Annotated in this window: 22 protein-coding genes; 9 read left to right on the top strand and 13 right to left on the bottom strand. The window is 28.5% G+C overall.

Annotation, left to right across the window (positions count from 1 at the left end; genetic code table 11):
• Window positions 1–6: 6 nt before the first annotated feature.
• Window positions 7–1,182: a proline dehydrogenase family protein gene (locus tag AC1XJX_RS04510; RefSeq protein WP_482002771.1), complete on the bottom strand. Its 1,176-nt coding sequence runs from the start codon at window positions 1,180–1,182 to the stop codon at window positions 7–9.
• 91 nt (window positions 1,183–1,273) lie between these two features.
• On the opposite strand from AC1XJX_RS04510, the gene aroB reads away from it, so the two are divergent.
• Window positions 1,274–2,341, top strand: a complete 1,068-nt coding sequence (aroB, locus tag AC1XJX_RS04505) for a 3-dehydroquinate synthase (protein WP_482002770.1) — start codon at window positions 1,274–1,276, stop codon at window positions 2,339–2,341.
• A gap of 15 nt (window positions 2,342–2,356) precedes the next feature.
• Here the strand turns inward: aroB and AC1XJX_RS04500 are convergent, their stop codons facing one another.
• The 3 genes from AC1XJX_RS04500 to AC1XJX_RS04490 all read right to left on the bottom strand — a co-directional run bounded on the left by AC1XJX_RS04500 (window position 2,357) and on the right by AC1XJX_RS04490 (window position 6,188).
• Window positions 2,357–3,157 carry a polysaccharide biosynthesis/export family protein gene (locus tag AC1XJX_RS04500; protein ID WP_482002769.1) on the bottom strand — a complete coding sequence of 267 codons (801 nt, stop codon included), beginning with the start codon at window positions 3,155–3,157 and terminating at the stop codon, window positions 2,357–2,359.
• A 1,326-nt stretch (window positions 3,158–4,483) separates the two neighbouring features.
• Window positions 4,484–4,963 (bottom strand): Lrp/AsnC family transcriptional regulator, encoded by a 480-nt coding sequence (locus AC1XJX_RS04495; protein ID WP_482002768.1) that lies wholly within the window; start codon window positions 4,961–4,963, stop codon window positions 4,484–4,486.
• A gap of 70 nt (window positions 4,964–5,033) precedes the next feature.
• On the bottom strand, window positions 5,034–6,188 hold the full coding sequence (locus AC1XJX_RS04490; RefSeq protein WP_482002767.1) for a M14 family metallopeptidase: 1,155 nt from the start codon (window positions 6,186–6,188) through the stop codon (window positions 5,034–5,036).
• Between the two features lie 288 nt (window positions 6,189–6,476).
• Here AC1XJX_RS04490 and AC1XJX_RS04485 point away from each other — a divergent pair, with 288 nt between their 5' ends.
• Window positions 6,477–6,848, top strand: a complete 372-nt coding sequence (locus AC1XJX_RS04485) for a helix-turn-helix domain-containing protein (RefSeq protein ID WP_482002766.1) — start codon at window positions 6,477–6,479, stop codon at window positions 6,846–6,848.
• A 27-nt stretch (window positions 6,849–6,875) separates the two neighbouring features.
• Window positions 6,876–7,244: a DNA topoisomerase IV gene (locus AC1XJX_RS04480; RefSeq protein ID WP_482002765.1), complete on the top strand. Its 369-nt coding sequence runs from the start codon at window positions 6,876–6,878 to the stop codon at window positions 7,242–7,244.
• On the opposite strand, the gene AC1XJX_RS04475 is transcribed toward AC1XJX_RS04480, so the two are convergent.
• Both AC1XJX_RS04475 and AC1XJX_RS04470 read right to left on the bottom strand, forming a co-directional pair.
• A complete protein-coding gene (locus AC1XJX_RS04475) occupies window positions 7,245–7,748 on the bottom strand; it encodes a hydrolase (protein WP_482002764.1) in 504 nt (167 codons plus the stop codon).
• A 9-nt stretch (window positions 7,749–7,757) separates the two neighbouring features.
• A complete protein-coding gene (locus AC1XJX_RS04470) occupies window positions 7,758–8,519 on the bottom strand; it encodes an MBL fold metallo-hydrolase (RefSeq protein WP_482002763.1) in 762 nt (253 codons plus the stop codon).
• A gap of 96 nt (window positions 8,520–8,615) precedes the next feature.
• On the opposite strand from AC1XJX_RS04470, the gene AC1XJX_RS04465 reads away from it, so the two are divergent.
• On the top strand, window positions 8,616–10,088 hold the full coding sequence (locus tag AC1XJX_RS04465) for a TonB-dependent receptor (protein ID WP_482002762.1): 1,473 nt from the start codon (window positions 8,616–8,618) through the stop codon (window positions 10,086–10,088).
• A 32-nt stretch (window positions 10,089–10,120) separates the two neighbouring features.
• On the opposite strand, the gene bcp is transcribed toward AC1XJX_RS04465, so the two are convergent.
• On the bottom strand, window positions 10,121–10,573 hold the full coding sequence (bcp, locus tag AC1XJX_RS04460) for a thioredoxin-dependent thiol peroxidase (RefSeq protein ID WP_482002761.1): 453 nt from the start codon (window positions 10,571–10,573) through the stop codon (window positions 10,121–10,123).
• A gap of 35 nt (window positions 10,574–10,608) precedes the next feature.
• Between bcp and AC1XJX_RS04455 the strand changes: the two genes are divergently transcribed.
• Window positions 10,609–11,268, top strand: a complete 660-nt coding sequence (locus AC1XJX_RS04455; protein ID WP_482002760.1) for an endonuclease III domain-containing protein — start codon at window positions 10,609–10,611, stop codon at window positions 11,266–11,268.
• 236 nt (window positions 11,269–11,504) lie between these two features.
• On the opposite strand, the gene AC1XJX_RS04450 is transcribed toward AC1XJX_RS04455, so the two are convergent.
• The gene (locus AC1XJX_RS04450; RefSeq protein ID WP_482002759.1) at window positions 11,505–12,089 is read right to left on the bottom strand and encodes an RNA polymerase sigma factor; all 585 of its coding nucleotides are present in this window, start codon (window positions 12,087–12,089) and stop codon (window positions 11,505–11,507) included.
• Between the two features lie 238 nt (window positions 12,090–12,327).
• On the opposite strand from AC1XJX_RS04450, the gene uvrA reads away from it, so the two are divergent.
• Entirely contained in the window at window positions 12,328–15,111 is a 2,784-nt protein-coding gene (uvrA, locus tag AC1XJX_RS04445) for an excinuclease ABC subunit UvrA (protein ID WP_482002758.1), read from the top strand.
• A gap of 19 nt (window positions 15,112–15,130) precedes the next feature.
• Here uvrA and AC1XJX_RS04440 read toward each other — a convergent pair whose 3' ends face one another.
• Window positions 15,131–16,213, bottom strand: a complete 1,083-nt coding sequence (locus AC1XJX_RS04440; RefSeq protein WP_482002757.1) for a DUF3667 domain-containing protein — start codon at window positions 16,211–16,213, stop codon at window positions 15,131–15,133.
• A gap of 165 nt (window positions 16,214–16,378) precedes the next feature.
• Here AC1XJX_RS04440 and AC1XJX_RS04435 point away from each other — a divergent pair, with 165 nt between their 5' ends.
• Together AC1XJX_RS04435 and AC1XJX_RS04430 are read left to right on the top strand one after the other, a co-directional pair.
• Window positions 16,379–16,522, top strand: a complete 144-nt coding sequence (locus tag AC1XJX_RS04435; RefSeq protein WP_482002756.1) for a hypothetical protein — start codon at window positions 16,379–16,381, stop codon at window positions 16,520–16,522.
• Window positions 16,523–17,290: 768 nt separating this feature from the next.
• Window positions 17,291–18,442: a hypothetical protein gene (locus tag AC1XJX_RS04430; protein ID WP_482002755.1), complete on the top strand. Its 1,152-nt coding sequence runs from the start codon at window positions 17,291–17,293 to the stop codon at window positions 18,440–18,442.
• A gap of 96 nt (window positions 18,443–18,538) precedes the next feature.
• On the opposite strand, the gene AC1XJX_RS04425 is transcribed toward AC1XJX_RS04430, so the two are convergent.
• Genes AC1XJX_RS04425 through AC1XJX_RS04410 form a run of 4 tightly spaced genes read right to left on the bottom strand, consistent with a single transcriptional unit; the run spans window position 18,539 to window position 24,032 of the window.
• Complete coding sequence (locus AC1XJX_RS04425; RefSeq protein ID WP_482002754.1) at window positions 18,539–19,996, bottom strand: lipopolysaccharide biosynthesis protein; 1,458 nt, start codon at window positions 19,994–19,996, stop codon at window positions 18,539–18,541.
• The gene (locus AC1XJX_RS04420; RefSeq protein ID WP_482002753.1) at window positions 19,996–21,273 is read right to left on the bottom strand and encodes a glycosyltransferase family 4 protein; all 1,278 of its coding nucleotides are present in this window, start codon (window positions 21,271–21,273) and stop codon (window positions 19,996–19,998) included. The genes AC1XJX_RS04425 and AC1XJX_RS04420 overlap by 1 nt, the downstream gene beginning before the upstream one ends.
• Window positions 21,266–23,737, bottom strand: a complete 2,472-nt coding sequence (locus tag AC1XJX_RS04415; protein ID WP_482002752.1) for a YfhO family protein — start codon at window positions 23,735–23,737, stop codon at window positions 21,266–21,268. Before AC1XJX_RS04415 ends, AC1XJX_RS04420 begins: the two co-directional genes overlap by 8 nt.
• Window positions 23,738–23,768: 31 nt before the next feature.
• Window positions 23,769–24,032 carry a DUF4834 family protein gene (locus AC1XJX_RS04410; protein WP_482002751.1) on the bottom strand — a complete coding sequence of 88 codons (264 nt, stop codon included), beginning with the start codon at window positions 24,030–24,032 and terminating at the stop codon, window positions 23,769–23,771.
• Window positions 24,033–24,176: 144 nt separating this feature from the next.
• Here AC1XJX_RS04410 and AC1XJX_RS04405 point away from each other — a divergent pair, with 144 nt between their 5' ends.
• Window positions 24,177–25,187 carry a transporter gene (locus AC1XJX_RS04405; RefSeq protein WP_482002750.1) on the top strand — a complete coding sequence of 337 codons (1,011 nt, stop codon included), beginning with the start codon at window positions 24,177–24,179 and terminating at the stop codon, window positions 25,185–25,187.
• The last annotated feature ends 20 nt before the right edge of the window (window positions 25,188–25,207 follow it).

Raw genomic sequence — 25,207 nt, 5'->3', positions numbered from 1 at the left:
TTGTGACTATAATTTTTTTCTACGCTTTTTTTCTTTAGTTAAAAGCGCTAACTCCCTACCAGTTTGTCCTGCCACCGAAGTGTTTTCTTCAGCTCTCCTAATTAAATAAGGCATCACGTCTTTTACAGGTCCAAATGGCACATATTTAGCAACATTATAACCTTTATACGATAAATTGAAACTAATGTGATCACTCATTCCATAAAGCTGAGCAAACCATACTCTAGTGTCACTATTTTGAATACCTTTCTCTTTCATTAACTGCATTAATAAATAAGAACTATCCTCATTATGAGTTCCAGCAAATAATGAAATACTATCTAAATTATTCATAATATATTTAAGCCCATTATTGAAGTTTTGATCTGTAGCAAATTTACTCTCACAAATTGGTGTTTTATAGCATTTTTCTTCTGCTCTATCATTTTCCTTTTCCATGTAAGCTCCACGAACTAATTTAAAACCCAAATAATAGTTTCCTGCTTTAGCTTTTTTATGTTCTTGCTCTAAAAAACTAAGTCTATCATGTCTATACATTTGTAAGGTATTATAAACTATAGGTTTTTCAGTATTGTATTTTTTCATCATTTCCGTTACCAATTGATCAGAAGAATCTTGCATCCAGCTCTCTTCAGCATCAATTAAAACAGCTATATTACATGTTTTTGCTTTTTTACAAACTTCATCAAATCTATTTACAACTCTCGACCATTCTTCTTGCTCATTTTCATTAAGCACTTCTCCTCTACCTATTTTTTCATATAATATTAAACGTCCAAAACCTGTTGGTTTAAATACCGCGATTGGCATTGCATTTTTTGATTTAGCAAACTCAATAATATTTAAAATCATATTTTTAGCATCATCAAACTCTTTCTCATTTTCTTTACCTTCAACAGAATAATCTAATACAGAACTTACACCTTTTTCATACATTTTATCAATTACAGACAAACAATCTTTTTCATTAACACCTCCACAAAAATGATCAAATACAGTTGCTCTAATCAAGCCTTCAACAGGTAAATGAGCTTTAATTGCGAAGTTTGTTGCTGCAGTACCTATTCTAACTAAAGGTTCAATAGATATCATTTTAAACAAAAAATAAGCACGTTCAAGCTCCGAATCTGTTTTTAAAGCAAATGCAACTTCTGTATTATCAAAAATTAAATCTGTATTCATTTATAAAAATTTAAGCAAAGATAATTATAGCTATGTTATAATTTTATACAAAATCTCCTTAATTTCACAACCTAAAATAATTAATATTTTTATGGATTCTATTACCGCAAATAATTGTGTTATTCATTTTAATGAAAATTGCTACACATCATTAAACGCGCATCTTAAAAGCAAAAACTTTTCGAAAATTTTTATCCTAGTAGATGAAAATACTCATAATTATTGCTTACCAATTTTTATAGAAAAATTAGAAACAAATGTAATTATTGAAATTATAGAAATTGAATCTGGAGAAATAAACAAAACCATTGAAACTTGTGTTGGCGTTTGGAATACACTATCAGAATTAGATGCCGACAGAAAGAGTTTAATGATTAATATTGGCGGTGGTGTTATTACAGATTTAGGTGGTTTTGTTGCATGCACATTTAAACGAGGTATGTCTTATATTAATGTGCCTACTACTCTACTCTCAATGGTTGATGCCTCAGTTGGAGGAAAAACAGGTGTGGATTTAGGGCATTTAAAAAATCAAATAGGTGTTATAAGTAATCCTGATTTGGTTTTAATTGATACTGTATTTTTAGATACATTGCCAGGCAATCAAATGCGGTCTGGTTTAGCCGAAATGCTTAAACATGGCCTAATAAGTAATAAAATCTATTGGAATAAGTTTAAAGAATTATCTAAATTATCATTAAATGATTTAGATGGGTTGATTTATGAATCAGTAATGATTAAAAAAAATGTTGTAGATGAAGATCCATTTGAAAATGGTTTAAGAAAAACTTTAAATTATGGACACACATTAGGTCATGCTATTGAGTCTTATTTTTTAAGTAATCAAAATAAAAAAACTTTACTTCATGGTGAATCTATCATCATTGGAATGATTTTAGCAAACTATATCTCCACTAAACTATTAGACTTTCCTGAGCAAACAACTTTAGATATTAAAGAATTATTTATTGGTTACTATGGCAAAGTAGTAATTAACAAAAGTGATTATTCAACAATTATAGAATTGCTTAAATATGATAAGAAAAACAATCATGGAAATATAAATTTCGTTTTACTTGAATCTATTGGAAATCCTAAAATAGATTGCAAAGTTGAAGATGCCTTAATAATTGAAGCTTTAGATTTTTATAACAGTTAAGAAGTTATTTAAATTTTAGTTTCTTGATACGAATATAAGTACAAGTCCTATAAGCGAGGTAGTGATTCCTATCATAGCACCAATTCTAGAGTCTCCTGAAGCACCACTGATAAATGAATTATTAGGTTCTACATATACATAATCATTTTGAGTTAGAAAGTAAACTGGAGAATTAAAAACCTCTTTACTAGTTAAATCAATTCTTGAAAATGTTTTAGTACCATTAAAGTCTCTTACAATTAATATATTATCTCTACGTGCTTTAATATTTAATCCACCTGCCATACCCAAAGCTTCTATTATAGATATTCTTTCACCAGTAACAGGATATACACCTGGTCCATTTACGGCACCATCAATAGTAATTCTATAATTCATAATTCTTATGATTACAACAGGGTCTTTTAAAAGGTTTCCGTCCTCAAATTTCTTTTTAAATAATTGTTTGGCCTCTTCAACTGTTAGTCCCATTAATTTAATTTTCCCTAAAACAGGATAATCTATATTACCTTCTACATCAATGATGTAATCAACCATTTGACCTTGACCTCCAAGCAAAACTAAGTTATAAGGTCTAGTCAATTCCGGATTAAGGGTAGAAACATATACTGTAATAATATCTCCAACTTTTAATTTTGGCTTAAATGAATCAGTATCTACCATTGTTTCAAAATTCTTGGCATTTTGAAAATAAATAATATCTTTCTTTGTAACACATGATGATGTAACTAAAGTTAAAGCTATTAGCCCAAATAAAAACTTAAAAATTGATTTATTGATTGTTATTGCTTTAGGATTAAAGTAATTATGAAACATAGGTTTGGGGTTTATGAATTATATTAGGATTTTATTTTTGAAATCTTTACAATGTTAAACTTTTAAATATAATAAGTAGTTTGTTTTCCTCAAATCCTTTCATTAAATTTTTTAATTAAATTTTGTTAGAACAAATAAACATAAGTCGATATTATAAAATTTGATTTTAACTGAGTAAATTTAATGATTGTTTTGAGTTAAAAGCTATTGAGTGCGAGTAAATCGCTAAAAGAGTGTTTAATTTCGGTTAAATACTATTGAACTTTTTGAAAATTTCTTAAAAAAAGTTAGTTGCTTCAAAACATCTTACTTTTTTATGATATGTTAGTTTTAAAATAAATAATAATTATACGACCAAAGAAAGTTTTACTAAAGCATCAGGAAAATATATGTTAGCAATAGGATATGCTGATTTTATTAGACCTATTATATGTGAAACTTTAGAAGATAATAACGGATTTGTTCTTTGTTTTATAATTTTCAACCGATAAAAAATATTGAAACTTCTTTGGATAACTCTAATTTTGATTAAATAGAAGAAATTATAAGGTATTTAAAAGTATGTAAAAGGCTTTATAATATAGATTTTGTTTTCATCAAACAGATTTAGGATTAGTTTAAATATCTATTAACAACCCCAATAACTTCTAATAAGGTTAACGTGTCAATATTTTAAATATACTTATTACCGCTAGAGACGCTAATGTAAGTTGATTTATTTTTGCAGCAAGTTATTTAACATGATGCTTTACCTAAATTTGAAAATATTATTTGCAAACATCATTCTCCATATATAAATATAAACACCAAATATGTTAACGAATTATATGCAGATATTTTTTTAAGACATCTAATTTTAATACTTTAGGTTTAAGATCTTTTGATTTTTTTTGGAAAACAAAAAGACACTGATGGTAGTTATACCGCTGTAATTAGAAAATTCTTTCAGCAATTAGTAAATTACAAAACACAATAATAAATGAATAAGGTAGTTATTACTGGGATTTTACATAAATAGGATATGTAATTGAAATAAATTTAAAATCACTTACCATAACTCTCAATTCTGCATCAAACAATATTTATAATATGAATTTTGGTTAGAAAACTACTTTATTAGAATTAGCTTCTATAATTAAAACCATTTATCTCATTATAATATTCTAATTAAGAGTACATAAATGAAACATGCAAATAATTTTATCGATGATTCACCTCATTCTTTAGCATAAATCAATAAAACTATTAAAAATTTAAATTATATAACTAAGTATATTTTTAGTGAAGGTGTCAAATAGTAAAGGGAAAATTTAAAAACAATAAAAATTACAAATCATTAAAGATAGAATGCATCAATCGTTTTTTATCATTGATACTTTCTTCTAATGATATCATAGTCTCTGTTCTGTAAACACCTTCTATATCATCTAATTGAAAAATAACTTCTTTAGCATGCTCAGTGCTTCTAGCTCTAATTTTACAAAAAATGTTAAATTTACCAGTTGTTATATGAGCAACAGTTACATAAGCAATCTCGTTAATACGTTCTAAAACAAATTGAGTTTGTGAAGTATTGTTTAGAAAAACACCTACATAGGCAATAAAAGAATATCCCAGTTTTTTATAATCTAATGTTAGAGAAGACCCTTTAATAATTCCGGCTTCCTCCATTTTTTTTACACGAACATGCACAGTTCCGGCTGATATTAATAGTTTTTTAGCAATATCTGTAAAAGGAATTCTTGTATTGTCAATTAACATGTCAAGAATTTGGTGATCAATTTCGTCTAATTTAATTTTACCCATAATTAATTATTCTTAAATAAAAGTCAAAATTAACACATTTTTATTAAAGATAACACACTTTTGATGCGTTTTATTTTGAAAATAATGAGATTTTCTCATTATTAATTATTACGAAAACGTTTTCGCTACCAATTTCTAACTTATTTGCATGTTCATTTAATGTTAGACAATTGTTTGCTTGTATTTCTTTGTGTCCATAAAACGAATCAAGCTTCCCTATTACATCAACTTTAGGTACAAAAAGAATCTTATCATCAACCAACTTTTCGTGAAACAAAAAACCAATATCCGTAACAGTTTTTGAGTCATTATTTAACTTAGTATTTCTAATAATAACATCATAAAAACATTTTCCATTTTCGGGGATATTAAAATACGGTTTGTAATATGATCCGGTAATATTACTTTTGCTTATATAGTTTAAGGCTGTTATGTAAGAAATGTAAATAAATTCTCTGGTATTATCTCTTGAATAATCATTTTCAAAATGCCCTGCTTCAAACAAAATAGTAGGCACATTTTTACTTTGAAAAGTATCTCCAACACAGTTTAAATTAAAAGTATCATCATAAACACCAACTTGCCCTGGTATAATAAGTTGCAAAACCTTATTCATTTCGCTAATAACTTCCATAGCTATCATTCTATTGGGTGTTATAGAGCATTTTTGATCTTGAGCCGGAGCTAAAAAAGAAACCGTAGCTGGTTTGTTTAGATTTCCAACACTAAAAATAGTACGTTGACCATGAAGGTTGAAACAAAAATGTGGTTTAAATTCTTCAAAAATAGTTCTTAAAATTCTACTTTCAGGTTGCGTTAAATTTTGAGCATCTCTATTTAAATCTACTTCATTCGAATTAATTCTTGTGTAAGCTTTAGCGCCATCAGGATTTAGTATTGGAATAATGGTTATCGAACATTTTTCTAGTATTTTAAGCGCATATTCATCATTGGAAATTAAAGTATTTAAGAGGTCGAATATGGCTTTAGTTGTGGTAGATTCATTACCATGCATTTGAGACCACATTAATATTCTTTTATTACCATCACCAATTTGTAAACTATAAATAGGAACCTTTAAAACAGATTTTCCAATTTCATTTATTTTTATGAATTTACTTAGGTTTTTAATCAAAGGTTCTATATGATTATTGGTAATATATCTGTGAAACAAACTTGTTTCTTTATACTTTAAAAATGTTGATTTTATTTCTTCTAATTGCATGATAATTATTTACGTTACAAATGTAAACAATTAGAATATTACAATTGTAAACAATTAAAATTCGAATTATGTATACAATTGTATACGTTTTTAAAGAATTGTAATAAATTTTAAACAATAAAAAATACCAAATAAATGAATTATATTTAAATAATTAATTTCTAGATTTTTAACTATACTTATATTAAGTTTTAGTTTATTTTTACACTTATGTATTTTACAATAAATGATTTTTTTTTGCGTTAAATTGTTAGATTTGTAAATAAAATTTATGATTCCAATTTCACAATGATAAACACTGATGATTTCATGAAAAGATTGCAAAAAGTAATGGATTACTACGGTGAATCATCCTCTTCTTTTGCTGAAAAAATTGGAGTTCAAAGATCTAGCATCTCTCATATTTTATCTGGTAGAAATAAACCAAGTTTAGATTTTATTTTAAAAATACTTTCTGCTTTTCCTGAAGTAGATTTATATTGGTTATTTAATGGTAATGGAGAATTCCCTTCTGAAGTTGAAACACTACAATTCAAAACTCAATCACCTCCTCTTTTAGAAAATAAAATTTTAAACTCAGAAATAGAAAACCATAATAAAACGATTGAGCGGATTGTGATTTTTTATTCGGATGGAACTTTTAAAAATTTCAATAATTAGCGTAATTTTGCAGTTCAATATTTTTGTATGAAATTCCTATATGTATTACTTCTACTTACAGTTTTTAGTTGCTACACTAATAATCGAGAGTGTAAAAAATTTAGGACTGGAACATTTTATAGCGAAGTAACTATTGACGGTGTTTTGTATACATCTAATTTTAACAGAAGTGAAAATATTCAGGTAGAAGTTTATAATAACAAAAAGGATTCTTCTCAATTACGCTGGATAAACGATTGTGAAGTTGTATTTAAAACAATTAATCCAAAGAATATGGCTGAAAAAAAAGATATTCACCTAAAAATCTTAACGACAACAGATTCTTCATACACTTTTGAGTATTCTTATGTAGGAGAAACAAAAAAACAAAAGGGCGTAGCTTACAAAATCAAATAATTATTTATCAAACGGATATAAGAAATATTCAACCAAATTGAATTTTAACTGTTTATTATCTGTTATTTCATAAGTTAAAAATATTTCTCCCCAATATTGACCATCTGAAAAATCTGCAATTATCCATTTATGATTTAACATTTTCACGGTGTTTATTAACATTTTTCTACCTTCACTAGCAGCATATGGCACAATTGGATGGTCTCCTTTAACCTCGTTTAATTTATATAACTCGTCTTTTATAAAAGGAATTAACTCATCTATATTGTAATCCTGATTTTCAAAATAACTAATGGCATCTTCATTTCTTTCTAAATTAAAATGAGACGCTTCAGCCACATCTCTTTCAAGTACTAAAACAGAATCTTTATATTTTTCTAATTGACTTTTATAATTCCCTAATTTATTATTCATATCTTCAAAAACACGTTTAGAGTTTACAAATTGAAAAATGATTAATAAAATTGAAAATACAAATAGATAAGTTAAAATTCTTTGTTTCATTTTTTTAAATTAAATAGTTATTTGTAAGCCGTCGTATGCTAAAAAAACATTCTTAGGTAATATTTGCTCAACTTCTTCATGAAATCCTAGCAAATGACTAATATGGGTTAAATAAGCAACATCTGGATTTACTTTTTTAATAAATTGTAAAGCTTCTTCTAAATTAAAATGTGATCTATGAGGTTTAATTCGTAAAGCATTAATTACTAATACTTTAACACCTTTTAACTTCTCTATTTCTTTATTTTTAACAGTTTTCATATCGGTTAAATATGCAAAATCATTAAATCGGAAACCAAAAACTTGCAACTTATCATGTTTGCCGTTAATCGGGATTACTGTTAAGTTTTTTAATCGAAATGGTTTGTTTTTAATCCTGTTCTCAATAACCGTTGGCGCTCCGGGATATTTATTTTCGGTTTCAAAAACGTAATCAAAACGTTTGTTTAACTCCTTTAAAACCCTTTTGTGCGCGTAAATTGGTATTTCGCCTTGTCTAAAATAAAAAGGTCTAATGTCATCAAATCCTAAAACATGATCAGAGTGTTCATGCGTGAAAATAATACCATCAATTCTATCGCATTTGGCTCTTAGCATTTGATATCTAAAATCAGGCCCGCAATCAATTACATAAGTATAATCATCCCATTCTACCAATACAGACACGCGTAAACGTTTATCTTTTATGTCATCACTTAAACAAACAGGATGTTTGCTTCCAATAATTGGAATGCCTTGAGAAGTACCAGTACCAAGAAATGTTATTTTCAAATTTGTGTTAAGTTTAATACAAAAATAAGTTTATTTTTTTGTTTCCTATAGTTATTTAATACCTTTGTAATTATTAGCTATAACCTATAAATTGATATGGAAATTACCATAAAGGGAGATAAAGAATTTGATGACATTCCTTCTTTAAAATCCAAGGCACTTCGCATAAATTTAAACGAAAATATTTACGGAACATTTGCTGAAATTGGAGCAGGTCAAGAGACTTGTAGACATTTTTTTAGAGCTGGTGGTGCATCAGGGACTATAGCTAAAGCCATGTCCGCTTATGATAAAGATTTTAGTGACGCTGTTTATGGAGCTGAAGATGATGGTCGTTATGTAACAGAAGCTCGTTTACGTAAAATGCTTACCCATGAAATGGGTCTTATGGAAAATAGGCTAACAAGAGATAAACATCCTAATAAAATATTTTTCACCTATGCTAACACTGTTGCTACCATAGATTTTGCTAAACAATTTAAAGGTCATGGATGGGTTGGTATCAAATACCAAGTTGACGCTAAAGGGGATTACAATGAAATAATTTTACATATTAGATTTAAGGAAACTGATGCTAGATTACAGCAAGAAACTTTAGGTATTCTTGGCACAAACCTAATTTACGGTGCTTTTTACAAATACAATGAGCCAAAAAAATTATTGAGATATTTATATGACCATTTAGATAAAGATCAAGTAGAAATTGACACTATCAATTTCTCTGGTCCTGTTTTCAAAAATGTAGATAACAGATTGATGAGTTTACAGTTGGTTAAAAATGGTATGACTGATGCAGTAATGTTTGGACCCGATGGAACAAACGTGCTGCCAGCTAAAATATTCTACAAGAAAAACATTCTCGCACTTAGAGGTAGTTTTAGACCAGTAACTAAAGTAAACATGGCAATGTATGAGAAATCATATAATATGTTTATTAAAGAAAATAAAGTTGACAAAGATAAAACCGTAGTTGTATTTGAAATAACCTTATCCAATCTTAGAGCTGAAGGCGAAATTGACGAGCAAGATTTTATAGATAGAGCAGATTTACTTTGCTCTTTAGGACAATCAGTAATGATATCAAATTTCCAAGAATATTACAAAGTAGTTGAATATTTTTCAAACTATACAAAAGCTAGAATGGGTTTAGCTATGGGAGTGAGTAATTTGGTGGATATATTTGATGAAAAATATTATCGACACATCAGTGGAGGTATTCTTGAAGCTTTTGGTAAACTATTCTTTAAAGATTTAAAAGTTTATTTGTACCCAATGTTTGATTCCCAAAGTGGTGAGTTAATAACCAGTGAAAATCTAAAGGTATATCCGAGAATGAAAGAGCTTTACAAATTCTTTAAGTATAATGGTAAAGTTATAGATATTGAAGATTATGATAAAAGTATCATGAATATATTCTCTAGAGAAATACTTCAAAAAATAACAAGCGGACAAGATGGCTGGGAAGATATGGTTCCAGAAGGAACAGCTGACTTAATCAAAGACTACAGATTATTTGGCTATACAAGAAGACCTCTGACATTAAGTAGAAAACGAAAATTCAATAAGTAAAAAAAACGACTATAAATTATAGTCGCTTTTTTTTATTCCAATATTTGGGCAGCGTGGTCTTTTGTTTTTACTTTATCAATAACCTTTTCTACTATACCATTTTGATTAATTAAAAAAGTCATTCTGTGGATACCATCATATTCTTTTCCCATAAACTTTTTTGGTCCCCAAACTCCAAACGTATTAATTACCGTTTTATCATCATCAGCCAATAAAGGAAAAGGAAATTCATATTTATTTTTAAAATTAGCTTGTTGCTTTTCAGAATCCGCACTAACACCTAATAATTCAAAACCTTTTTCTTGTAACTCTGCATAATTATCTCTTAAATTACATGCTTCAGCGGTACAACCTGGCGTATTAGCCTTAGGGTAAAAAAACACAATAAGTTTTTTTCCTTTATAATCGCTTAATGCAACCTTATTTCCTTGTTCATCTTTTGCTGTAAAATTAGGTACAGCATCACCTTGTTTTAATGTTTTCATAGTATTAACTTTGATTTTTAACAAAAATACGATTAATGACTAAAAAAGAAAAGGTAAACTTTGTTATAAAAACCTTAAATAATTTATATCCAGAAATCCCCATTCCTTTAGACCATAAAGACCCGTACACATTATTAATTGCAGTTTTAATGTCTGCTCAAAGTACCGATGTAAGAGTTAATCTAATAACACCTTTGTTATTTAAAAGAGCTGATAATCCTTATGATATGATTAAGCTTACCGTTGAAGAAATAAGAGAGATTATAAAACCTGTAGGATTATCACCAATGAAAAGCAAGGGTATTCATGGACTTTCAAAAATACTGATTGAAAAACATGAAGGGCAAGTGCCTCAAAGTTTCGAAGCTTTAGAAGAACTTCCTGCTGTTGGACACAAAACGGCTAGCGTAGTGATGTCTCAGGCTTTTGGAGTTCCTGCATTTCCTGTTGACACGCACATACATAGATTAATGTATCGATGGAATTTAACCAATGGTAAAAACGTGGTTCAAACAGAAAAAGATGCAAAAAGACTCTTTCCAAAAGAATTATGGAACGACTTACACCTTCAAATTATTTGGTACGGTAGAGAATATTCACAGGCAAGAGGCTGGGATTTAGAAAAAGATATTATTACTAAAACTATTGGGAGACAATCTGTTTTAAATGATTATATGAAAACAAAAAAGTCCTAATAATATAGTTTATTAGGACTTTTGTAAACTTAGTTAAGAAGTGCTTCAAACTTCATATTATTACAATTTATAACACTCAAAGCCTTTGAATAATTAATAAGAAATTTAACCGTTTCCTCATTCGGTTCTAAATCATTTGAATTTTTTGAGGATTTTTTTTTAGAGTAAATTTTCGCCATTTTATTAATTTAAGGGTTAATTTAAATCAATAACGCAACCAAATTTAATTTATTGTATTAATTAGTTAAAACAATATGATGCTTATCAATAATCTTTCTCAAATTAATTAATGCATATCGCATTCTTCCTAGAGCCGTATTGATACTAACACCCGTTTTATCAGATATCTCCTTAAAACTCATATCGTTATAAATTCGCATTAATAATACTTCTTTTTGATCTTCAGGTAGTTCATCAACCAAACGTCTTACATCATTTTCAACTTGTTCTTTAATAATGCTTTTTTCAGCATTTAAACTTGTATCACTTAAAACAGAAAAAATATTAAAATCACCAGTATTATCAAATTTTGGCATTCTATTGTTTTTTCTAAAGAAATCAATAACTAGATTATGAGAAATTCTCATTACCCATGGTAAAAATTTACCTTCTTCATTGTAAGTACCTCGCTTGAGTGTTTTGATAACTTTAATAAAAGTATCTTGAAAAATATCTTCCGCTACATCTCTATCGTAAACCTTAGAGTAAATAAAACTATAAATTTTTTGTTTGTGCCTAATAATAAGAGTTTCTAAAGCACTTTCTTCACCTTTAATATAATTGCTAACTAATGTAGCATCTGAAATAAGTTCGTTTTGCATAATAATTACTTTTAATGCTTAGAAGTGGGCTTCTTTGCTTGGGATTAAATAGTTTAAAAGTAATGTTGTGCTATAGGCAAGTATTAATTAAAATGAATAATATATCATCAAATATAACAACAATCATTCCTAAAAAACAAAAAATTGAACTTTTTTTTAACAAATATTTTAGTTGGCATGTATTTTAAATGCTGAAATACTTATAGTATCTTTGCGATTCGATTTCCTGTAAAAGCCTATGAATACTAACATTTCTGAAGTAAATCCTAAAGAAAATATCATCATTAAAGGTGCTAAACTTCATAACCTAAAAAATATTGATGTTGTCATCCCAAGAAATAAATTGGTAGTTATCACAGGGTTATCAGGTTCTGGGAAGTCTAGTTTAGCTTTTGATACTTTGTACGCTGAAGGACAAAGACGTTACGTTGAAAGTTTGTCTAGTTATGCTAGGCAGTTTTTAGGAAGATTAAATAAACCAAAAGTAGATTACATTAAAGGAATTGCTCCTGCTATAGCGATTGAACAAAAAGTAAATTCCACAAATCCGCGCTCTACTGTTGGAACCACAACTGAAATTTATGATTACTTAAAATTGTTATTTGCTAGAATTGGTAAAACCTATTCGCCTATTTCTGGAGATGAAATAAAAAAAGATACCGTATCTGATGTTTTAAATTATTTAAAATCATTTTCTGAAGGTAAAAAACTATTGCTCCTCGCTCCTATTTATTTGGAAGAAGGTAGAACTATTCAGGATAAAATAAAAACTTTAAATCAGCAGGGTTATGCACGTTTAAAGGTAAATGAAGAAGTGGTTAGAATTGACGAAGCTAAAAACATTAACCATAAAGATACTATTCTACTTGTAGTAGATAGAATCATCATTAAAAATGAAGAAGATTTTTTTAATCGCTTAGCAGATGCTGTTCAAACTGCTTTTTTTGAAGGCAAAGGAGAATGCTACATAGAAACTTTAACAGATAATAAACAACGTCATTTTAGTAATAAATTTGAATTAGATGGCATGAGTTTTTTAGAACCAAATGTGCATTTATTCAGTTTTAATAATCCTTATGGTGCTTGTCCAAAATGTGAAGGTTATGGAGATATTATTGGTATTGATGATGATTTAGTTATACCAAATACGGGGCTTTCCGTTTACGAAAATGCTATATTTCCTTGGCGAGGAGAAAGCATGAGTTGGTATAGAGACCAACTAGTTAATAATTCTCATAAATTTGATTTCCCTATTCATAAACCCTATTTCAAATTAAGTGAGCAACAAAAACAACTTATTTGGGATGGAAATCAATACTTTGAAGGCCTAAATACTTTTTTTTTAGAATTAGAGTCAAAAGCTTACAAGATTCAAAATCGAGTGATGCTATCTCGTTATCGTGGAAAAACAAAATGTAAAACTTGTAATGGCAAACGCTTACGCGTTGAAGCTAATTATGTTAAAATCTCGGGCGCAACTATTACGGATTTAGTTGAAATGCCTTTGGATAGATTAGCAAATTTCTTTAATCAACTTGAGTTAAGTTATTATGATTTAAAAGTTGCTAATAGATTATTAAAAGAAATTAACAACCGATTACTTTTTCTTAGTAATGTTGGATTAGATTATTTAACATTAAATAGAAAATCGAACACCCTTTCTGGAGGTGAAAGTCAACGTATCAATTTAGCCACATCTTTAGGTAGCAGTTTAGTTGGCTCTATGTATATATTAGATGAACCTAGCATTGGACTTCATCCAAAAGACACAGAGCGTTTGATTTTAGTTTTAAAACAATTACGTGATTTAGGAAACACTGTTATTGTAGTTGAACATGACGAAGATATTATGAAAGCTGCAGATAGTATTATAGATATAGGTCCTGAAGCCGGAACTTTTGGCGGACACGTAGTGGCACATGGTACTTATAATGACATTTTAGCTTCTAACTCTTTAACGGCTAAATATTTAAATGAAACCTTAAGAATTGAAGTACCTAAAAAACGAAGAACTTCAAAATATAAAATAGATATTATTGGAGCCCGAGAGAACAATTTAAAAAATATAAATGTAAGTTTTCCACTAGGTATGTTAACCGTTATAACAGGCGTTTCTGGAAGTGGGAAAAGCACTTTAGTAAAGAAAATTTTATATCCTGCAATTCAAAAAAAGCTAACTGATTTTGGTGATAAACCTGGTCATTTTTCTTCGTTAGAAGGCAATTTTAGCAATATAAAACATATTGAATTTGTTGATCAAAACCCGATTGGTCGTTCCTCTCGATCAAACCCTGTAACATATATTAAAGCTTATGATGATATTAGATCTTTGTTTTCTAAACAAAAACTAAGCGCTATAAGAAACTATCAAGCTAAACACTTTTCGTTTAACGTTGATGGCGGACGTTGTGAGACTTGTAAGGGTGAAGGCGAAGTAACAATTGAAATGCAATTTATGGCAGATGTCCATTTAGAGTGTGAAACTTGTAAAGGGAAACGCTTTAAAAAAGAAGTACTTGAAGTTACTTTTGCTAATAAAAATATTGATGATATTTTAAATTTAACTATTGATGATGCTATTGATTTTTTTGAAGTAAATAAACAAACTAAAATCCAAACAAAACTACAACCACTTCAAGATGTAGGGTTGGGTTATGTTACTTTAGGTCAAAGTTCTTCCACCCTTTCTGGGGGTGAAGCCCAACGTATTAAATTGGCATCTTTTTTAGGAAAAGGAAACAATAAAGATAAAGCCCTTTTTATTTTTGATGAACCTACAACAGGCTTACATTTTCATGATATTCAAAAATTATTGAAATCATTTAATGCATTAATAGAAAATGGTCATTCCATTATTGTTGTAGAACATAATTTAGAGCTTATTAAATGCGCCGATTATATTATTGATTTAGGACCAACTGGTGGAGAACATGGCGGAAACCTTGTAGCTAAAGGAACTCCAGAAGACATCGTAAAAATTAAAGCTTCAGAAACTGGTAAGTATCTAAAAGATAAATTGTAAAGACTTCTAAAATAAATTACTAGTAAAACAAAAATGAAAAACCTGTTAGAATTAAAAAAGCTAAAGGCATTACCAATAATAGAAAAACAAAAGAGATAACACCGCTTTTAAATAAACTTAAAAACCAATGCTGTTTGTAAAAACGTTTTATACCTAAAAACAAATAAACAAACGTTGATAATGCCATAAGCCAGTCTATCCAATCTGGTATGTCCCAAAATCTGTTTATTCCAAAAATTAAACTAAAAACCATAAACAAAAAGGAAAAATAGTAAAAGCTAAATACTAAATGGTGCGCATAGACTCCTTTGTTAAAGTAAAAAAACTTGAGCAACAGTGCAAAAAATGGCAATAAAAAAAACATAGCTATCGGTATACTGTTAAAAAACGTATTAATCATAGGTGATAGACCTCTGGTTTTATAAAATTTAAGCATTTGTTCGTAAAACTTGCGTTTAAAAAATCCAGCACTTTCATCCAATCCCATTTCTTTGTAAATCAAACTATCGTCAGAGCCTGAAGCAATTAAGGAGTCTATTTGTTTTTGATTAAAATCGAAAGATGAATTTAAATTTACAGGTTTATTTGATTCATATTTAATAATTGAATCTGCTTTTTGTAAATCTTCTTCTTTAATACCTAAAAACTTCTTATTATCCCTTAAAGGCTTCATTATTTCAGCAACCTTTACGGAATCAATTTCTTGTTTTTTAATATTTAAAGAATCTAAAACTTCTTCTTCAAAAGCGTTATCAAAATCCTTTTTTAAAGCAGCATCTGTTTTACTTGCAAAATCTTGTACAGTAAACGAAATAATAAAAAAGAAAACTACAGATATGAAAAGATACATTTGTGCAGGATGTAAAAACAACAAACGTTTACCCTCTAAAAATTTTTGAGCTAAATACCCAGGTTTAAACATTAGTGGAATAAAACTCTTAAAAAACCTAGCATCAAAGGAAAAATAGTTACTTATGGTATTATAAAAAAGCACCCCTAAAGTTAAATTTTCGTTTGTTTTTTGACCACAGTGCGGACAAAATTCAAAACCTGCCTCAAATTCTTTTTCGCAATTAGCACAATTAATGGTTTTATTTTCCATGAAGTTTGATTGATTATTATAAAAATATAAAAAAGAAATTAGAATACCTGAATAATATAAAATTGATAATCAATAACTTACATTTTTGGCATACAAATTTAAACTATTATACAAGAGCGTAAGCCTAAAAACTAAAGAGTAGGCAAAATATAAAATCCTATAATTATGAAAAGAACATTACTATTATTTGCAAGCTTGTTAATAGGATTAACAACCGCATCAGTTAATGCACAATTAGAAAGAGCATCAAATAATCAATTGGTAAAATCCAAACAACATCGTTTTGTGCAACCTATTGTATTTGTATAACGAGGAATAGAATTTTTAATTTTTCCTGATGGAAGTTTTGACTTTAATACGAATACAGGCTTTTATGACAACGAATATTATAATAATAATTCGAGAAGAAATAATATAAATGCTTCGTTTAGAGGGCCAAATACAAATATTCAATTTTCGGATATAAATATTAATAGAGGTTTTTCTATAATTAGAGACCGTGATGGAAAAGTGAGACGTATTGGTAATGTTATTTTAAATTATAATATACGGAAATATTACACGTGCAGGTTCTGTTTTTACAAACTATAGCAGAGGAAATAGCATATTAGTTACACAAGTTGGAGGATTACAAGTTAAGTATAACAAATGGGGAGAAATTACAAACACAAGAGGCGTTATAAATAGCTCAAATCGATTTAATAATTATAATAACAGTGTTGATATTGATAGAGAAAGCAATAATCAATTATTATGATGAGGATTTTTATTTCTACAAACAAAATGGAAAAACAAAAACCAAAAAGAAGAATAAAAGATAATTTGATTTAATTGTTATTAGTTAAAATGATAATCCTTGAAGTTTAAAAACTTTGAGGATTTTTTTATTGGATTTAATTTAAATAATAAAAGTGAAAAATTTTTAAAATTTCAAATACTATATCTAGTTAGTTTAGATAGTTTTTCAAAATTAAAAAAAACTATTTAATTAGTGTTTAAAAGGGTTTGAAGCATATTTTATATTTTTGGCACGCTGTTTGTAAATATATTATCGTATCACAATTAAAACTAGAAATTATGAAAAAGTATTTATTTTTATTAGCCAGTTTAGTCCTATCAGGATTTACAGTTAATGCAGACACAACCAACATCATTACTAATAGTTCATCAACTTATTATGGCGGTTATGACAACTCTTTCATATTTGTTGAGGATGGTATTGAATTCTCGGTTTTCCGTGATGGACAATTCGATTTTAATATTTTAAGAAACAATTCGAATTTAAATGTATCAATTGGTTCTCCAAATGTAAACATCAGTTTCAACTCGGGTTTCGATTATAATGCTTTTGTGCAGTATGATGAATTTGGAGCCATCATTCAAATTGAAAACACACCAATTTTTTATGATTATTATGGTCGCGTAAACCAAGTTGGCAACATTAATATCTTATATAACAATTTTGGGTATATGTCTCGAGTAGGTGGTTTATTTGTTCATTATAACAGGTATAATGTATTTACTCATCACACTGGATTTATCAATGTTTATAACAGAGGATACGTTTTTAGACCATGGCACCGTTTTTATAGTGTTCCAACATTTGATTATTGTGTTGTGTATAATAGACCTTACAGACAATTTTATAATCCAGTGAGATATGTTTACAACAGACCGTTTTATAATAATTTTAGACCTAGAACTGCCATTGCTAGTAGACGTGGCGATAATGTTGTAAGAAACATAAATTATGCAACTGTAAATAGAAGTAATAGAAATGTTACACAAGTAAATACCGTAGCTAATTCTAGAAGGGTTGCTCAAAACAACTCGAATTTTTCTAGAAATGACGTTAGAGGAAATAATTCTGTAAGAAATTCATCAGATAGAGACCAATCTAGAGTAACTAATAATAATAATAGAACACGACAGAGCGTTAACACAACAATTAGATCGAATGTTAATAGTTCAAATACCAGAACGGAGTCTCGTAGAGAAAATAATACGCGTATAGAAAAACCAAATAATATAAATACACGTAGATATAATACAAATGATAATAACACTAGAAATACGCAAGTAACACAACGTACTGTAAGTAAACAAAAACCTGAAACTGAAGAACGAACTGTTACTAGATATACACAAAGCAGCAGACTAACAGCTACAGAAAGTAGAGGTAATTCTAGCAACAATAACAGATCGACAAATACTAAAAGAAGATCGTAAAAATTTGGTTGGTTAGTTTGGAAAGCCCTACGATATGTTTGCCTCAAAGCGACATCGTGGGGTTTTCTCTTTTTAATAATTTACTTTTCTTAACATTTATTTAAGTTTCAAATATTTTTTTAAAAGCTTAGAAATATCCTCAGAAAAGTTGAATTTAAAAACGACGAAAATATAAACAAGTGATATCAATAAGGATTTAAGAGCAATATTAATGAAGGGATTAAATGGAAATTCCCAGAAATAAAATAGCAATGTGCTTAATAATATTAAAACGGCTATTTTTATTGTATAAATGGTGAAAGGAAATATTTTAAATTTCTTATAAACAAAAACCAATTTAATGGTATTATAGATAAATATGGCTAAAAATGTAGCAATAGCAGACCCATTTATTCCATAAAGCGGTATAAAAAGTATATTCAAAAAAACCATTAAAACCACCAAAATAATACCCATAACAAGTACCATTCTATAATAATCACTATTAAACAATATAGCATTATTACTTCCTAATAGGGCGTCATAAAGTTTTGAAAGACTTATAATTAATACAACAAACAATCCATTATTAAATTGCTCTGGAATAATTAAATAAAGCTCATTTATATTTAATATGATTAACAAAAAAATAAAACCACTTACTATAAATAAATTTAGTGAACTTTTTTTGTATAAATCTCCTAAAGAATCAAAATCCCTATCATTTAAATATTTAGCAGATAGTGGCAATAATATTTGGTGCATAGAACGTTGCGGTACAGCGATAACTATAGCAATAAAAATAGCAACATTATAATAAGCAATCTCTTTAATATCAATATAAAATCCAAGCATCACTTTATCAACATCTAAAAGTACTGTAGCTATAGAACCTGCTATAATTATTAAGAATGAATACTTTAAAATAGCGCTTAAATTATTAACTTTTTTAAAGGTGATAACTGGTAGTTTGTTACTAAATGCATAGAAAAGCATTATTAGCATTCGTAAAACATAAACTATTACTAAAGCCCACATAAATTGCTCTAAGTTCAGCCATTTAAAATGCAATAAAAACAAAAGAATCGTTACTCCTGCTCTATGGAATACTTCTTTCATAAAGTTCCCAAAAACTGTAAGCATCTGTACTTTAGCCCAGGCAAAAAATACTTCAAAATAAGCTAAAGCGGTCGCAATAATTAGAGTGTGCCATACGTAATTTTTTATAATTGTGTTTTTACTTGAAAGGAAATCAGCTATGTTTTCATAAAATAAATAAGTCAATAAACTTATTGGTGTAATGAAAAATATTGGTAAAAAAAGCATAAAAGTTAAAAAACTATTTAATGTTACTCTAGTTTTAAAACTTGTGTAAAACTTAACCAAGGTATTGTGAACGCCAAAGGCCATTAATGGCATAATTACATTAGCTAACGAGAAGATGTAACCTACCATACCATAATAATCGTCGCTTAAAAATTTGGTAAAAAGAAACAGAGTGTTTAAAGCACCTATAAAGAACCCTAAATAGGTTGAAATGATATTTTTAAATGATTGTGAAGCTACTATCCCCATTATAGTAATTTTGAAAGCGATTCTGTAAGTACCTTTCTGTGATATTTTTGTAAACCAATTGCGTTACTTTGTAATGATTTATTTTGATATGCTTTATAATGTTCTAATATAATTGTTTTTAATTGTTTGTAATCATCGTAATTAAAGTAGTTACCTGTGTTAGTTTCTTTAATAATTTTCTCAACATCAGATCCTTTTGGTCCCAAAGCAATAATAGGTCTGTTAGAAATCATATATTCAAATAATTTACCTGGGATAATGCCTTTAGTTTCTTCTGAATCTATCTCAATTAGCAATAATACTTGAGACTTTTTTTGAAACTTAATAGCTTCTTTATGTGAAATATATCCTATATTATCTATATAATTACTTAAACTATTATTATCAATAGATTTTAAAACATTTTCACTGATTGAGCCAATGAAATTTAATTGAAAATCTTTTGAAAAACTTTCATTTTCATTTACAAGTTCACTTAAAACTTTCCATAAAACTTCAGGATTTCTTTTTGAAAGCAAAGACCCAATATGAGATAAAGTGAACTTTGAATCGATTTCGAAATCAACTGATGTCTCAATATCATATCCATTAGTAATTACTTCAATCGGGCTATTTGTAATGTTTCGAAATTCAATTTTAGTGTTTAAACTCGTAACAATAATTTGATCAGCAATATTTAAAACAGACTTTTCTAGTGCTTTATGTTTGTTTCTCGAAGTTTGAGTTAATTTTAATTGCTTATGATATCCAATGGTTGTCCAAGGATCTCTAAAATCAGCTAACCACTTCACTCCTAGTGATTCTTTAAGTTTTAATCCAATGAGATGTAAACTATGTGGCGGACCCGTAGTTATTATAGTATTAATATGCTCATTAACTATGTAATTTCCAAGAAATGCTATAGATGGATTAACCCAATTTTTACGTGCATCAGGAATGAAAAAATTTCCACGAATGTACAGCATCAATTTTTCAATAAAACTTTGCTTTTTCTGTTCTGAAATAATGCCTTTACTAATTGTTCTTGAAGCTTTCTTCGAGAATAACCGGGCTAATTTATAAGGCTCTTTTATAGGTTGTTTTAAGATGATAATTTTATTAGAAACCTCAGACATTAATGAATGGTCTAAAATTGGATAATTTGGATTTTCTGGAATATAAACTATAGGTTCCATACCAAACTCTGGCAAATATTTTACAAACTTTAACCAACGTTGAACACCTGGACCACCTGCTGGTGGCCAATAATATGTTATGATGAGCACCTTTTTAGACACTTTTAGTCTTCTTAAACTCGTATAATAATCCAACAATTAAAAGTAAACCCAGTAAAACTGAAGTAGCCAACGAAATTTTACTTCCTGTTTTAACAACATCAGGCTCAAACTTAAACTCAATAATATGTTTTCCTGCTGGAACTTCCATTCCTCTTAAAATATAATCAACCTGTATGTGATTAGTTTCTTTGCCATTTATAAACGTTTTCCAACCTATTGGATAATAAATCTCTGAAAACACCACAAAACCATCATTTGAATTATCAGTTTCGTATCTTAAATAGTTTGGTTTAAATTCGATAAGTTTGATAGTTGCTGATGAATCTACATTAAAATTAGTTTTATAATTTTTCATTTTAGATAACACAGAAACACTATAAATTGCCTTATTTTTATTATCCAAGGAGTCTAATGCTTTAATTTCTTCATCAGCAGTAGTTACTTTTTCCAATAAGTTAACAAACCAAGCATTACCATTTGCTTGTTCGTTTTCAAACTTAAATACACCACCATTTTCATCTTGTGCGATAATGTACTTGGTGTTTAACATGTTCAGCACGTTTATGTTATTCTGACGCACATAAAAATCAAAAACTTCACTGTAACGTCTTAATTCAGCAGCATTGTAACCATTTAATGAGTTATGGAAGTAAGATGGTTTAGATGGTCCAGAAACTAGATCGAATACCCTAAAATGCGAAGTGTCTTTTAAAATTTCTTTATCAATTTCATTAGCCTGAAAAGGTTTACTCATTGCTATTCCGGAAACAAAATCATCATTATTTACATAGCGTCTATCAACACCAACTAAATCAAAAAGAATAAGAACCCCAAATACAAAAACTAATAATGTTTCTTTTAATTTATCTTTTAAGAACATAAAAATAGTTCCAGCTGAAAGAAAAACTAAAATCAGTGTTCTGATAGTATCTTGAGTAAAAATGGATTTTCTATCTTGTTTTATTGCATCAATAAACTCTTGCCCATAATTCTGACGATAAAAACCATCATTAACACCAACAAAATCAATTCCAATAAAGTCAAACGAAGTTTTAAAGAGTAAGAACATTAAAGCTAAACCACCTGTAATTATCGTAGTATATTTTAAAGCCTTTATCTTATCCTCTTTCTTTTCAAAATCGTTAAACAATCTAACTAACGCAAAAATGGCTAAAACGGGAATACACAATTCTAAAAGAACCTGTATTGAAGTTACTGCTCGAAATTTATCATAAAGTGGCACGTGATCAATGAAGAAATTTGTTATTGGATTACTATCGGGCTTGGCATTAGTAACGAAAAACCAATTCTTACCCAAAGATAAAATCCAAGAAAAAAAAGTTCCACCAAGAAGCCACCATTTCAATCTACCTTTTACTAAAAACAAGCCCAATACAAACAAAAACAATACAGTGGCACCAACATAAGCAGGCGCTTCAACAATAGGTTGTTCACCCCAATACATAGGTGCACGTTTTGCCTCTTGGGCTGCCTGTGTTGTGGTTGCTCCTAATTTTCTATAGGCTTCATAAGTAGCAGAATCTTTACCAATATCTTCACTATTTCCACCACCCATAAATCTTGGTATAAACAAGTTAAATGTTTCAGAAATCCCGTAACTAAATTGAGTTATATAATCTCTATCTAAACCAGAAGTTACTGCTTTGGTTGAACCATCAGGGTTAATGGTGAGTTCGCTTTTACTTCGCTTACTCTCCTTTACATACTCTTTAGTGGCTAAAATGTTAGTAGCATTTAAACCTACAGATAGTATAACTGCTACAATCAATATTCCTAAAGATTTAAAGTAATGTGGTAATATATTCTTTTTAAAAGCATCAACTAAATAGGCTATACCTAAAATAATTACCAAAAACATCAAATAATAAGTCATTTGAAAATGATTTGCCACCAACTCTAAGCCCATGGCTATTGTGGTTAATAAAAACCCACCAGTATATCTTTTTTGGAAGACAAGTAAAATACCACTTAAAACTAAGGGCATATAAGCAATAGCGTGCGCTTTACTATTGTGCCCTACACCTAATATGATAATTAAATATGTTGAAAAACCAAAGGTTATGGCACCAAGAGTAGCAAGCTTAAAATCTACTTTTAAAACTAGTAAAAGAATATAAAAACTAAGCAAGTAAAGAAATAAATAATCTGCTGGTCTTGGTAAAAATCTTAAAGTTAAATCAAGTTTTTTAATATAGTTGTTTGGATATTTTGCCCCTAATTGATACGTTGGCATACCCCCAAAAGCACTATTTGTCCAATAGGTTTCTTCTCCTGTCTTTTCTTTAAAATTTTTTTGTTGTTTACTCATACCAATAAACTGCACAATATCATTTTGATAAATTTCTTTACCCTTTAAAACAGGATTAAAATAAGCTAATGAAAGGATTATAAATCCTAATAATACTAATAAGTGAGGAAGTATTTTTTTTATGGAAAATTGCATGAAATATTTTTAAGAAAAATGATTTTGAAAATTAATCAATTTCTTCGTAATCTACATACTGACCAACATCTTTATTTGAAGTTTTGGTTTTAGGCATCTTATCGATTGTTACTTCACCTTCTTTTTTAGATTTTGCTTCTTGCTGTTCTTTTTGAAACTGTCCGAATTGACCTCCAAAGCGTTCTTCAGCTTTTTTGGCAACAAATTTGATTAAATAAGGTGAAAATAATCTAGAAAGTACCCTTAAAATATAATAAAATAAAACAATAAAAAATATGGTTCTTAATAAACCCATTATTAAAATATTTAATTAGAATTAAAACAAAAATACAAATCTAATTATTTAAAAAACCTTCAAAAATGATAAAAAAATTATAAAATATCTATATTTGAAAAGCATTTTGTGAAAATCAAAAAGTGATACTAAAATTTATAAATTATGAACCCATATAAATCTATCTTATTTTTATTATTTGTTTTTTTAACTCAAACTGGTTTTAGTCAATATACAGATGTTATAAATTCTAATCGTCCAGGGGTTTCTAGAAGTGCTTTTTCTGTTGGCACTAATGTGGTACAATTTGAAGTTGGCCCATATTTAGTAAACGAAAAAAGGATACCTGTTCCTGCTACCGAGGTTTCTGGTTTTGGAGTTGATTTTGCAGCTCGTTATGGCTTTTTATTCGAGGAATTAGAATTAAATGTTGAAGGAACTTTCCAAAGAGATACAAAAACTTTAACATCCTCTTTTTCAACGGAAGATATCCGTGCTAATTTTAAGTTTTTAGCCATTGGTGCTAAGTATCTAATATTTGATCCTTACAAAAATTTAGAAGAAGAAAAAACTAATCTATACAGTTGGAAAGCTAATCAACGTTTTAACTGGAAATCATTAATACCAGCTGTTGCTGTTTATTTAGGTGCTAATTTTGATACAGAAGCTAATCCGTACACAGCTCCTGGAGTTGAAGGTTTTAGCCCTAAAATCATGATAGCAGCACAAAATAATTTCTCTGGTGGTTGGGTTTTTGTAGTTAACCTAATTAAAGATAGAATTGGAACCAATCAATCAGATTTTCAATATATTTTAACTCTAACACATGCATTCAATCCAAAATGGGTGATTTTTGGTGAGACACAAGGTATTCAAAGTGATTTTTATGCCGATAATCTTTTTAGATTTGGAGGGGCCTATTTATGGGGGAAAGACTTTCAATTAGATACTGCACTAACTTTTAATACTAAAGACACGCCGTCTGTTTTAAATCTAACGCTTGGTGCATCTTACAGACTTGATTTTCACAAAGACAAAGAATTAGACAATGGTAACTCTGTAGAAGATGAAGTTCAAAGAAGACAAAATAGAAAAGGAAAGAAGAAAAAAGACAATAAATATGCTGATAAGAACGCAAAGAAAAGAAATAAGAAAGTTATAGATTTTGATAATTAAGCATTGATCTTTTAATATTT

Source organism: Flaviramulus sp., from assembly GCF_982512915.1.
The sequence above is the reverse complement of the archived record's forward strand: the minus strand, read 5'-3'. Positions and strand labels throughout refer to the sequence as shown.